This is a genomic window from Methylobacter sp. Wu8, from assembly GCF_036440755.1.
GTDB classification, from domain to species: domain Bacteria; phylum Pseudomonadota; class Gammaproteobacteria; order Methylococcales; family Methylomonadaceae; genus Methylobacter_A; species Methylobacter_A tundripaludum_A.
Map to the genome: position 1 here is coordinate 38,507 of NZ_JAZGVT010000042.1, position 12,369 is coordinate 50,875.

The following is a 12,369-nucleotide window of genomic DNA, read 5'->3' on the forward strand; positions in this document are numbered from 1 at the left end:
GTTATTCCTTGGTTGATAAGTCGGGGCCGGACACAGGCTCATGCGGCATCAAGACCGGGGCCTTGCGCCTTGAGGCTTGCCAGCGTTGCGCCAAGCCCTGAGCGATCACGTAAAAGACCGGCGTTAACAGAAGACCGAACAGCGTCACCCCCAACATGCCGCTAAACACCGCAGTACCCAGCAGCTGCCGTGATTCCGCTCCCGCCCCTTGGGCTTTGACTAGCGGAAACACGCCCATGATGAAAGCGAAGGAGGTCATCAAGATGGGGCGTAGCCGTATCCGCGACGCTTCCACCGCCGCATCGAAACGGTTAATCCCGTCCTCTTGCCGCCGCTTTGCAAACTCGACGATCAGGATAGCGTTCTTGCTGGACAAACCCACCAGTACGATAAATCCGATCTGGGTGAAGATGTTGTTGTCCATATCGCGCAACCATACGCCGGCCAACGAAGACAGAATACACATGGGCACGATCAGGATCACCGCAAACGGTAACGACCAGCTTTCATACAGGGCTGCCAAGGCTAAAAACACAAAGATCACGCTTAGCGGGAAAACCAGCATGGCGACGTTTCCGGCTAATACCTGTTGCAGGCTGAGTTCGGTCCATTCAAAGTCGAAGCCGGGCGGCAGTTCCGCGTCCATCAGTTTATTCATGATGGTAATCGCCTGGCCGGAACTGACTCCCGGCAAGGTGGCGCCGTTAATTTCCGCTGTCGGGTACATGTTGTAATGGCTGATGTTGTTGGGGCCGGTAATTTTTTTAACCGACATCAGCGACCCGAGCGGCACCATGCCGCCTTGATTATTCCGCGTCTTCAGCTCGGCGATGTCCGACGGTTCCATCCGAAACTCCGAGTCGGCCTGCGCCACGACCTGGTAGGTTCTGCCAAAATTGTTGAAATCATTGACATACATGGAACCCAGATAGATCTGCAAGGTATCGAAAACTTCTTTCAACGGGACATCCATCGATTTGGCGCGGGTGCGGTCGACGTCCAGGAAAAGTTGCGGCACTTCCGCACGGAAGGTCGTAAACAGTCCGGCCAATCCCGGTTGCTGATTGCCTTTGGCGATCATCTCGTTGGTCGTGCTCTGCAACGCGGCAATACCGGCATTGGAGCGGTCCTGGACTTGCAGCTTAAAACCGCCCACCGAACTCATGCCCCGGATCGGGGGCGGCGCAAATACGGCGATTTGGGCGCCTTCGATTTTGGAAAGACGCTGCTGGAGGTCTTTGATTATAGCGGTGGAGTGAAGCTCAGGATGGCCTGAGCGCTGTCCGAAGTCATCCAGCGTCGCGAACATCGTGGCGACGTTGGATTGGCTGGAGCCGCTCAGGATCGAAAAGCCGGAGTAGGCAATCAAATGTTTGACCCCTTCCGTTTCCAGGATAATACCGGTGGCCTTCTGGACCACTTCCTGAGTGCGCGCAAGAGAAGCTGCGTCGGGCAGTTGCGCATACATAACCAGGTAGCCCTGGTCTTGCGGAGGAATGAAACCTGTCGGCACTTTTTCAAAGGCCAGGAAATTAAGTCCATTGAGGCCGACATACAGCACCCCTACAACAGCGGTCATGCGAATCAGTCTGCCGACCAGCCGAGAATAGCCTTCACTGAAAGAGTCGAAGAAGCGGTTGAAGCGGACGAAGAACCAGCCGAACAGGCGGTCAACCAGCCGCGTGAGCAGGTCCTTGTCGCCGTGCGCCCGATCCAGCAACAGCGCGCACAGGGCCGGACTTAAGGTCAGTGAATTGAATGCCGATATGACGGTGGATACCGCGATGGTTAGAGCGAATTGCTTGTAGAAAGCGCCCGAAACGCCGGTGATGAAGGCGGTCGGTACGAACACGGCGACCAGCACCAAAGCCGTGGCGATGATAGGGCCTACCACTTCTTCCATAGCCTTGCGGGTGGCGTCCCTGGCCGATAATCCCTCGGCGATGTGGCGCTCCACATTCTCCACCACTACGATGGCGTCATCCACCACGATACCGATAGCCAGCACCAGGCCGAACAATGACAAGGTGTTAAGCGACAAGCCTAATGCCGACATTACCGCGAAGGTGCCGATCAAAGATACCGGTACGGCGAGCAACGGAATGATGGTGGCGCGCCAGTTCTGCAAAAATATCACGACCACGAGCACGACCAGAAGGATGGCTTCAAGCAGGGTTTTGATGACGGCGTCGATGGATTGCTCGACAAATATAACGGTGTCATAAACAATCGTGTAATCAAGGCCTTGGGGAAAGCGCGGTTTGAGTTTCTCCATGGTTTCTATGACCGCTTTTTTTGTTTCCTGGGCGTTGGAGCCGGGCAGCTGGAAGATGGCGAGGCCCACCGAAGGTTCGCCGTCCATCAGCAGTCCCGAATTGTAGTCCTTGGCGCCCAGCTCGATGCGGGCCACGTCCTTCAGATAGGTCACTTGGCCATCTTTGCCCTTCTTAATGACGATTTCGGCGAACTGATCAGGCGCCATGAGCCGTCCCGTGGTACTGACCGTATATTGGAAATCGACGTTCTCCTTTGTCGGTTGTTGGCCGACTACGCCCGCCGCAACCTGGATGTTTTGCTCGCGGATAGCGTTGACCACGTCACTGGCGGTCAGGTTGCGGGCGGCGATTTTTTCCGGATTCAGCCAGAGACGCATACTGTAGTCGCGGGCGCCGAAAATCAGAATTTCACCGACGCCGGGCAGCCGCGCCAGGGTATCCTTGATTTGCAGCAACGCGTAGTTACTTAAATAAACGCTGTCGTAGCGCTTGTCCGGGGAGATCAGGTTGACGACCAGGCTCAAGTCCGGGCTGCGTTTCTTGACGCTGATGCCTTGCCGGCTCACTTCCTGAGGCAGCCTGGGATCGGCCAATGCCACGCGGTTTTGCACCAGCACCTGGGCCTTGTCGAGGTCGGTGCCCGGCTTGAAAGTAATCGTCAGCGCCATGCTGCCGCTATTGGACGACTGGGAGGACATATACAGCATGTCCTCGACGCCGTTCACTTCCTGCTCGATAGGCGTGGCCACGGTTTCGGCCACCACCTGGGCGTTGGCGCCGGGATAGACCGCGCTGACCACGACGGTGGGAGGCGCAATCTCGGGATATTGGGCAATAGGCAGGCCGATCAGCGCAAGTCCGCCGACCAAGATAATGATGATGGATAACACCGCCGCAAAAATCGGGCGGTCGATGAAAAAGTGAGTGAATCGGTTCATGGTCTACTTTGCTCCATCTTGCTTGGTCAGCGAGATGCGTTCAGGATTCACCTTAATGCCCGGTTTGAGTTTCTGGATGCCTTCGGTAACAATCCATTCGTCGGGCTTTAACCCCTCGGTAACCACGCGGGAATCGCCGATATGCGCACCCAGCGATAGTTTGCGGTATTCCACTTGGTTTTCCTGATTGACTACCCAGATAAACTGCTGCGCCTGGTCCGTACCGATAGCCCGGTCGGGAATCAATATCGCGGGGTACGGAGCGCTGCCGCGAACCCGCATGCGGGCAAAAAAGCCGGGACTTAACAATCCATCCGGGTTGGCGAATACACCCCGCATGGTCAGGGTACCCGTGGCCGCATCTTCACGCGGCGAGATATAATCGAGTTGGCCCAGGTGGGGGAAGTTAACCTCATCGGCCACAGCCAACTCGACCGGCGTGTGTTCATCGCCCATGTTGCCCGTACCTCCTTTCTGAGCTTGGCGCCGGTATTTCAGTACCGAGCGTTCGTCCGCATCCACGTAAACATAAACAGGGTCGGTGGAGACGATAAAGGTCAACAGGGTTGGATCCGATCCGCCGCCGTTGACCACGTTACCGGCGGTGATTAATTCGCGGCCGATCCGTCCGTTTATCGGGGAGCGCACCTGGGTATACTCCAGATTTAACCGTGCCGTGTAAACATTGGCCTCAGCAGACTGAACGGCGGCAAGTGTTTCGCGCAGCCCCTTACTGCGGGCGTCATGCTCCTCTTCGGAAATGGCTTTGGCGCGAAACAAACGCTCGGCGCGCGCCAGGTCGTTTTTTGCCAATTCGTGCCGGGATTTAGCGCCTTCCAGTTCAGCTACGGCATAGTTCAACTGAGCGGTGAAGGGTTTCGGGTCGATCTGGAACAAAAGGTCGCCTTTTTTTACCTGGTCGCCTGCCTTGAAGTTGACTTTATCCAGGTAGCCGCTGACCCGCGCGCGCACGTCTACCGATTCCACGGCTTCGATACGCCCGGTGTATTCGTCCCATTCAGTAACTTGCTGGGACACAGGCTGCGCGATTTTGACATTGGGCGCCGGGCGCTGATTAGAGCCGGGATCGTCTTGATTTCCGCACCCGACCAGCGCCAGCAGGGTGACGGCGGCAAGCATGCCGTTTCGTGTGCGCTGCATTGACCTTTTCGGGATGTTCAAGCGATGGATAGCAACCGATAGATACGTTTCTTTTTTCATCGTCTTTACACCCTGATATTTGATAGTAATAAATGATAAGATATATTATCATTTAATCTAAGGTATCCTACTGTTTTAGTCAACTAATTTTGTGAGTGCTACACCATGATTAAATGCGGGCGTCCCCGAAAAGGGGAAGAATGCCTAAGCCGTGACCGGCTGTTGGACACAGCCTTCAGCCTTTTCCTTGAAAACGGCTACGGCAACCTCAGTTTGGAAACCATCGCGCGGGATGCGCGCGTGTCAATGCGGACTATCTATAGTCAGTTCGGCGGTAAGGCCGGATTATTCGGCGCTGTGATCAAGCGCTGCAGCGACCAATTCGTCACCAGCCTGTCGGAGGAAAATGTTCTGGAGAATTCTCCAGAGGAAGCATTAATTTCTTTTGCCAAGCAATTCCTGTATCGGATCACAAGGCCGGAGGTGGTGCGTATGCGCACCATACTGATTGGCGAGTCGCTGCGATTTCCCGATCTTGCCACTCAATTCTATGAGCAAGGGCCGCAACGCACTCTCGATCATCTCACGCAGTTTTTCGCCCGGCAGCAGCAAACGGGGTATTTTGCGGCGGTAGATCCGCATTTTCTTGCCGACCATTTCTTGAGCGCATTACGCAATGGACGGTTTCAAAAGCTGCAACTGGGTTTGGAACCAACACCCGACGAAGCGGAAATCGATGTTTGGGTCCGGCAGTCCGTTGGACTCTTCCTGCGTGGTTGCCTGAATAATGTGAGGGGATAGTTTTTGCTGCGGCTTGTCACTCTACATTAATAAATTAATATAACTTAATAAAAAACCATCAAATATTGATTTTTTCGCCATATTGTCTACTCTTTGTAATGACTGAGGTTAGCTTGGGGAAAAATCATGAAAATGGCTATTTTCTTAAAGACGATATTGACGGCTATTATTGTTCTTTGTTATTCGATGCCCGTGCATGCGGTTCCTGTAAAGACATTTAAAAAGACGGCTCCGCCTGCTAAATTAATATTAACATTGCCGAATCAATGGCTCGCGGCAGAAAAAACAAGCGGATTAATGAATGCGGCGACGCGCGACAGCGACACCGAAGCTCAAGCGTTTGCATTAAAGAGAAAACCGGTTAACGTGAATTGCAATATGGATGTTATTCAGAACACGGTAGGCGAGGCTCCCCTCAGCAATCGGCTCTTTGGGAAATGCGGCCTTCATTACCATTATTGAAGAAACCGTGAGTTTTCTTGTCCGGCCTTGCATCTTTGCAAGGCTAATAATTACGGCGCAATCATGCCGTTTTGCAGGTAACCTTCGTCATAATTGAAAACGATATTTGCGTCAGGCAATATCAGCTTTTCGTTCTTGTTTTTGTAATCAAGACGAAACAACATATCTTTAATCACGTTGATGCGGGCGGATTGTTTATCGTCAGCCCTGACAACAGTCCAGGGCGCGTTGATGTGATGGGTTCTGGCAAGCATGATGTTGCGGGCCAGACTGTATTCATCCCAATACTTAGTCGCCGCTTTATCGATGGGACTGCTTTTCCATTGCTTGAGCGGGTTTTGCTCCCGGTCTTCCAGGCGTTTCTTTTGTTCATCCCGGCTAATATCCAGATAATATTTCAGCAGTTTAATGCCGGACCGAATCAGCATCTGCTCGAAGTCGGGTACGGTTTCAAGAAACTCATGGTATTGCTCATCGGTGCAAAATCCCATAACGCGTTCCACTCCCGCGCGGTTGTACCAGCTGCGGTTGAACAGCACCATTTCCTGAGTGGAGGGAAGGTGCGCCGCGTAACGCTGAAAGTACCAACTGCTGTTGTCCCGGTCAGAAGGTTTGCCGAGAGCCACCGTGCGCGTTTCACGGGGGCTCAGATATTGGGTAATGCGTTTTATCGTGCCGTCTTTTCCGCCGGCGTCGCGGCCTTCAAAGATGATTAGAATCTTATCGTTATGCTTGATAATATGATTCTGGAGCTTGACCAGCTCGATTTGCAATTGGTGTAGCGTTTTTTTGTATTCTTTCCGGTTCATTATTCTTTTTCCATTTCCGCCGTATAGCTGCCGTAGCGCGCAGCGCCATTAAGTTTCGCGCGTTTATATAACGCATTTTGCGCTGCCTTGATATTTTCCGGTTTTCCTTGCCACGCTTGCAGCACCGGTTGCTGCAATGCCCGTCCGTAAGAAAAGCTTAATTGCCACGGTGCATTGCCGGCCATCGCATTCATGGCATTAAGATTTACCGTGGCTTCCTCAGGCGTTTGTCCGCCGGAAAGAAAATTAATTCCAGGCATTGCCGCGGGGACGGAACGGCGCAACTGCGCAAGGGTTTTTTCGGCAATTTCTTCAGGACTTGCTTTGTTTTGAGCGTTTTTACCCGGCACCACCATGCTGGGCTTGAGTACGATATATTCCAGTTCCACACGATGCCTGTGCAAGGCATGGAATACGGCATGTTGGACAGCTTCCGTCACTTCAAGGCAGCGCTCAATGGTGTGGTCGCCGTCCAGCAACACTTCCGGTTCGACAATAGGTACGATGCCCAGTGACTGGCAAATCGCGGCGTAACGCGCCAATACCTCGGCATTAGCGGTTATGCCGAGCGGAGTCGGATTAAGTGCGCTGATGGAATAAATCTCGCGCCATTTGGCGAATCGGGCGCCATGTTCTTTGTAGCCCGTCAGTCGTTCAGCCAGTCCGTCCAGGCCTTGGGTAATTAAATCGCCGGCTGCATTTGCCAGGGGCAGGGTGCCTTTATCCACTTTGATGCCCGGTACTATGCCTTGTTCGGCCGCCACTTGCGGAAGCAGCTTGCCGTCATCGGTTTTTTGCTCCAGGGTTTCTTCAAACAGGATAACGCCGCTGATGAATTCGCCTAAGCCCGGCGTAGTCAGCAGTAATGAGCGATAAGCGCGGCGGCTTTCCTCAGTTGATTCTACATTGATCGCTTTAAAGCGCTTGGTCATGGTCGGGTGGCTCTCATCGGCGGCCAGTATGCCTTTGCCCTTGACAACCAGGTCGGTAATTGTGGATTGCAGTTCGGTTTGTATGCTCATGATAACTCTCCGGTTATGACTTCGCGCTATTGTAGGCCGCGTTTAAAGAAAACCGAGTAAGCGGATCGGCGGCGGCTGAAGACCGGGCATTGGCGCTGGCCGGATATTTGCCGGGCCGTGTTGTTACGCAGGATCAAACGATCCTCCTGAACTCGATTTTCGGCGGCAATCTCCGTTGTCATACCGTCAGAAGCACCCCGATTTCGACTTGCAAGGTCTCAAGCCGTGGAATATGGGGTTGGCGGTCTTAATTTACTCGGCAGGGGAGGAATGATGCCGGCTATGCGCCGGTATTTCATCGTTACCGTGTTCGCTTTTCTGGGCGTCAAACCATTCATGTAGCGCTTCAACAAACCGGGGGTATTCAGTCGAATAATGGATTTGTGCGCCATTAGGTAAGGCTTCGTATTCAAATTTTATATCGTTAGTTTCCGCCTTTTTTAATTGGGCGAGGCCCGGCATGCCGGCGCCGTGGATGCGCTCTGTCGCAGAAAAATCACCTTTTCTGAACTCATTGGCAATTTTCAGCAGATGCGTCTGGACTAATTTTATTTGCCCGGCATTGTCCGCCGATTTGGCGATTACATGCTGAACTCCGCCATGAACGGTTTTGGTAAATGTTTCCAGGGTTTGATCCAGGGCAAACGGCGCCGATTGCTGAGTGCGTTGATGTACTTGATCGTTAGGCGCGGCGGCGGTTTTTTCAAGAGCCGATGCTGTCGCAGAAAATAGTATAAATCCGGTCAATATTAATAGGTGATTTTTCACAGTCTTACTCCTCGTTTAGTTAAAGCTAGATGAGAACCGCTAAAAACGCATAACGAAGTATCTGGCGTTTGCGCACCATAAGAAATCCGTACAATTACTTACATAACTGATGTTACGTGGCCTTTGTTTGTTGCAGAGCGGTGCTCGGCGCGGCAAACGTGGAAACACCGTGCGTAATAAAATAAGCGCTAATGGGTAGCTCTATCCTAAGAAAATGGCGCTCTGCCCTGATCTTTGATGGCTGTACGCCTTAAATATGACCGAAATAATGATCGGTTCCAATGCTGCTGACTGCGGCGATTTCTTCTTGGCGGCATTAATTTGGTTTTACATGCTTGTTTTTTGTGTGCTAAAAGACAGATATACTTTTTATCATTGTGGAAATAACCTTTTGTGTGCCGTGTCACATCTTTTTTTGGCGTTGTATGGTCGTCAGCTCCTGTTCTTGGCCGAGAGCAGAAACTATACCGGTTAAGCTGTTCCGAAGTATTGCGCTTAAATTGCACAAGTTCGAGAAATAACCGGACCAAGAGTGCTGTGTTTATGGTTTTTAAAAAGCCACGTAAAATGAGCGGGCGGTAAAAAATGACAACAATAAAAACACATTTAACTGCCGTGCTGCTGCTATGCATTCTGCTGCCTACCGGATTAATAGGCGTTGCGGCGTACTGGTTTTTATACGATGCGATCAAGGAAAGCCGTGTTGAGGATGTGGGACAGATAGCCAACACATGCTATGAAGCAACGCGTAGGCGGCTGTATGAAGATAACGAGCGGGCTAAAGGTTTGTTGGAGACTTTAATTGCCGTCTGTCGCGGTAGCGGCGAAGGTTTCAATGCTTGCGCCCGGGACAGAATAGAGATATTTGCCGACATCAATCATGCGGCCGGTCTTACCCTGCATTCAGGGATCGAAAACGACATTGTTGTGGGCGCCGATGCTATGTCGCTCGATACCTTTAATAAACCGTTTCCGCCTGGGCAGATAGCAGCCATATCAACCTCCAAGGTAAACGGCGCCCGCTTGATTTCCTTTATTGCGCTCGATTCGGCATCGGGCTTGAGCCTGGTGACGACTTATCCTGGACAACGATTGCAAGATATTTTCGTCGCATCTTCTCTATTGGGGCGGTCAGGAGAAACTTTTCTGACTGATAACCAAGGCTTCTTTGTCACCAAGCCGCGTTTTCCGCCGCCTCAAGGGCTTATTCAAGACATTTCTGTTGAACCGATGGGGCGCTGTTCGCACAATGAAAGCAACCAGGTTCTCGGTGTTGATTATCGCAACGTTCCCGTCATTCATGGTTTTTCGTTTGTGCCGGAGATCGGCGGCGGTTGCATCATGGCACATATTGAGCAGGCGGAAGCTTTCGCGCCATTGAGGCGATTGGTTTTCGGGCTGAGCATCGCGACCCTCCTTTTTGCTTGTGCGGCCTGGTTAATCGCAACGATGGTCGGCAGGCGTATGACAAAACCGCTGATCGACCTAATCGATATGGCGCGGGCCTTGTACAGGGGAGACTTCACGCATAGGGTCCGCTCAACAGATTACTGCGAAATTGCCGAGTTGGGGCTGCTGTTCAATAGCATCGACCAACAATTGGGTGACACGCTAAACAGGCTGAAAACCTCCGAACGTGAGCTGGAGAAACAGGTTGTTGAGCGTACCGCCGAGCTTGAGCAGCGGCATAGAAAATACCATTCGGTCATTCAAAGCACAGGGGAAGGATTCTGGCAAGTGGATAGCGAAGGGCGGTTGTTGGAAGTCAACCCCACGTATGCCCGCCTTTCCGGGTATTCCGAAACGGAATTGGTCGGTATGCGTATTAGTGAATTGGAAGCGCAGGAATCCCCGGAGGAAACGGCAGAACGCATCGCCAATATTATGCGGCAGGGAACCGATACGTTTGAAACCCGGCATCGCCGTAAAGACGGCAGCGAGTGGGATGTTGAAGTCAATGTTTCTTTCATCGATGAAGGCAGTGGATATTTTGTCGCTTTTTTTAGAGACATCACCGAACGCAAACGGGCCGAACAGGAATTGCATATTGCCGCTGCCGCGTTCGAGACTCAGGAAGGTATCGTTATTACCGACGCCGACGAAATTATCGTGCGCGTCAATCGGGCATTTACCCAGATTACCGGTTATACCCCGGAGGAAGCCATCGGCAAGAAACCTTCCATCCTTAAGTCAGGATGTCATGATCCCGACTTTTATCACGCCATGCACTACATTTTGCAACGCGATGGACAGTGGGAAGGGGAAATATGGGATCGGCACAAGGATGGACACGTCTATCCAAAATGGCTCGCCATTACGGCCATTAAGGATGAATTGGGGTGGATCACCCATTATGTGGGGAATTTCAAGGACATTACCGAGCGCAAAGTGTCCGAGGAAAAGATAAAAAACCTGGCTTTCTACGATACGTTGACTGGATTGGCGAATCGGCGTCTGTTGACTGAGCGCCTGGATCATGCCATCGCCGTTAATGCGCGTACAGGATGTCACGCCGCGTTGTTATTTCTCGATCTGGATAATTTCAAGTTGTTAAATGACACTCAGGGGCATGGTGTGGGCGATGAGTTGCTGATTGAAGTTGCGCACCGGCTGAAAGCCTGTGTGCGTGAAGTAGATGCGGTGGCGCGGTTGGGCGGCGATGAGTTTATCGTGCTGCTGGAGGATCTTGATACCGCCTATGACAATGCCGCGGTTCAAGTAAAAAACGTTGCGGAAAAGATTGTTGCGGCGTTGGCCGAGCCTTATAGCTTGAGCAGTGTCGTACATAATTGCTCAAGCAGTATCGGCGTAGTGCTGATCGGCGATCCCGCCACGACAGCCGATGCCGTACTGGCGCGGGCCGATACCGCTATGTATGCCGCAAAAAAGAGCGGCAAAAATGCGTACCGTTTTTTTGATCCGGCCATGCAACAAGAGCTGGAGCAACGGGTTAACTTTGAATTCGCTTTAAGACAGGCCATCAACAATGATCAATTAAAGCTTTTCTACCAGCCCCAGGTTGACGACAATGGCCAGATGGTCGGCGTGGAGGCGCTGATTCGGTGGAATCATCCCGATCTTGGCTTAATTTCACCGATGCAGTTTATTCCGGTCGCCGAAGAGACGGATACCATTCTGGTTATCGGGCGTTGGGTGTTGCGGACCGCCTGCGCCCAACTCAAGGTGTGGCGCGACCGGCCCTTGACCCGAAAACTCAGTATTGCCGTAAACCTTAGCGCCAGACAGTTCTATCAACCCGGTTTCGTCGATGAAGTGCGCGAGATCATGACGCAATATGCTATTGAGCCGATGCAGCTTAAACTGGAGCTGACCGAGGGGATGGTATTGAAAGAAATGAATACCGCCATCGAAAAAATGCTGGAACTCAGGTCTATCGGTGTGCTTCTTACCATGGATGATTTCGGCACCGGCTACTCATCGCTCAGCTATCTGAAAAACCTGCCGCTTGACCAGATAAAAATCGATAAAAGCTTCGTGGACGGCATTAAGGAACATAGCAATGACGCCTTCATTATAAACAGTGTATTCGCCCTGGGTAAGTTGATGGGGATCAACGTGGTTGCGGAAGGGGTGGAGGATCATGAACAGGATGAATTTCTAAAATCTCTGGGCTGTACGGTGTTTCAAGGCTATCTGTTTGGCAAGCCGGTACCGGTCGAGGAGCTGGAAAGTCAGTTACTGGCGGGTGTTGCAAAACCCAGAGACGCGAGCATGATCTCTATTGATCCTGAAAATCGTAGCTGAGTATATAGTCAGCCCTGAAAAAAGCCCCCGAACCATGCCTACAGATACCGAGACTCCGATCTCAGCCGGTAACCCCAGTTGTTAAGCGGAAGCCATTTCAACGAATAGCGTTTTTGAGGTACCTGTCAGCCGAAACAGGGATGGTTTAATCGTTTTAACGCTCAAAATCAGCGCAAAAAATAGCCTCATCCAGAGGCTGAAATTCCAGGCCAAGGCTGCCAGCAATAAATTGATGCAATCCCCGACGGTGCCCTTGAGGAAGTTTCTGACTAAGCGAAAGTCGGACTTTAAATGACCAATGATCGGCTCAATGGCTGCCCGACGCTGACAGCGCTTGCGCTTTTTGTCCCGTTGATAACGATTGTCG

General features: G+C 52.0%; 8 protein-coding genes and 1 pseudogene. 3 read left to right on the plus strand and 6 right to left on the minus strand.

From position 1 onward, the window contains the following. Position 1 precedes the first annotated feature (1 nt). The gene (locus V3O24_RS03535; protein ID WP_331306241.1) at positions 2 to 3,214 is read right to left on the minus strand and encodes a multidrug efflux RND transporter permease subunit; all 3,213 of its coding nucleotides are present in this window, start codon (positions 3,212 to 3,214) and stop codon (positions 2 to 4) included. A gap of 3 nt (positions 3,215 to 3,217) precedes the next feature. Further along, positions 3,218 to 4,375 carry an efflux RND transporter periplasmic adaptor subunit gene (locus V3O24_RS03540; protein ID WP_331306242.1) on the minus strand — a complete coding sequence of 386 codons (1,158 nt, stop codon included), beginning with the start codon at positions 4,373 to 4,375 and terminating at the stop codon, positions 3,218 to 3,220. Positions 4,376 to 4,540: 165 nt separating this feature from the next. On the opposite strand from V3O24_RS03540, the gene V3O24_RS03545 reads away from it, so the two are divergent. Together V3O24_RS03545 and V3O24_RS03550 are read left to right on the plus strand one after the other, a co-directional pair. Next, positions 4,541 to 5,176: a TetR/AcrR family transcriptional regulator gene (locus tag V3O24_RS03545; RefSeq protein ID WP_331306243.1), complete on the plus strand. Its 636-nt coding sequence runs from the start codon at positions 4,541 to 4,543 to the stop codon at positions 5,174 to 5,176. 126 nt (positions 5,177 to 5,302) lie between these two features. Then, entirely contained in the window at positions 5,303 to 5,638 is a 336-nt protein-coding gene (locus V3O24_RS03550; protein ID WP_104424768.1) for a hypothetical protein, read from the plus strand. Positions 5,639 to 5,688: 50 nt separating this feature from the next. Here the strand turns inward: V3O24_RS03550 and ppk2 are convergent, their stop codons facing one another. The 3 genes from ppk2 to V3O24_RS03565 form a co-directional block, all read right to left on the minus strand. Continuing rightward, positions 5,689 to 6,447: a polyphosphate kinase 2 gene (gene ppk2, locus V3O24_RS03555; RefSeq protein WP_331306244.1), complete on the minus strand. Its 759-nt coding sequence runs from the start codon at positions 6,445 to 6,447 to the stop codon at positions 5,689 to 5,691. Then, positions 6,447 to 7,469, minus strand: a complete 1,023-nt coding sequence (locus V3O24_RS03560) for a class I fructose-bisphosphate aldolase (RefSeq protein ID WP_331306245.1) — start codon at positions 7,467 to 7,469, stop codon at positions 6,447 to 6,449. Before V3O24_RS03560 ends, ppk2 begins: the two co-directional genes overlap by 1 nt. 252 nt (positions 7,470 to 7,721) lie before the next feature. Further along, positions 7,722 to 8,237: an aspartate carbamoyltransferase gene (locus V3O24_RS03565; protein WP_104424765.1), complete on the minus strand. Its 516-nt coding sequence runs from the start codon at positions 8,235 to 8,237 to the stop codon at positions 7,722 to 7,724. A gap of 585 nt (positions 8,238 to 8,822) precedes the next feature. Between V3O24_RS03565 and V3O24_RS03570 the strand changes: the two genes are divergently transcribed. After that, positions 8,823 to 12,002, plus strand: coding sequence for an EAL domain-containing protein (locus tag V3O24_RS03570; protein WP_331306246.1), 3,180 nt, complete (start codon positions 8,823 to 8,825; stop codon positions 12,000 to 12,002). Between the two features lie 198 nt (positions 12,003 to 12,200). Here V3O24_RS03570 and V3O24_RS03575 read toward each other — a convergent pair. Beyond that, positions 12,201 to 12,369 (minus strand): annotated as a pseudogene (locus tag V3O24_RS03575) (IS5/IS1182 family transposase); the annotation flags it as partial.

Excerpts from the sequence above, each read along its gene's own strand:
- V3O24_RS03545 (WP_331306243.1), top strand. The coding sequence starts at position 4,541 with ATGATTAAATGCGGGCGTCCCCGAAAAGGGGAAGAATGCCTAAGCCGT.
- ppk2 (WP_331306244.1), bottom strand. The coding sequence starts at position 6,447 with ATGAACCGGAAAGAATACAAAAAAACGCTACACCAATTGCAAATCGAG.
- V3O24_RS03570 (WP_331306246.1), top strand. The coding sequence starts at position 8,823 with ATGACAACAATAAAAACACATTTAACTGCCGTGCTGCTGCTATGCATT.
- V3O24_RS03560 (WP_331306245.1), bottom strand. The coding sequence starts at position 7,469 with ATGAGCATACAAACCGAACTGCAATCCACAATTACCGACCTGGTTGTC.
- V3O24_RS03550 (WP_104424768.1), top strand. The coding sequence starts at position 5,303 with ATGAAAATGGCTATTTTCTTAAAGACGATATTGACGGCTATTATTGTT.
- V3O24_RS03535 (WP_331306241.1), bottom strand. The coding sequence starts at position 3,214 with ATGAACCGATTCACTCACTTTTTCATCGACCGCCCGATTTTTGCGGCG.
- V3O24_RS03540 (WP_331306242.1), bottom strand. The coding sequence starts at position 4,375 with ATGCAGCGCACACGAAACGGCATGCTTGCCGCCGTCACCCTGCTGGCG.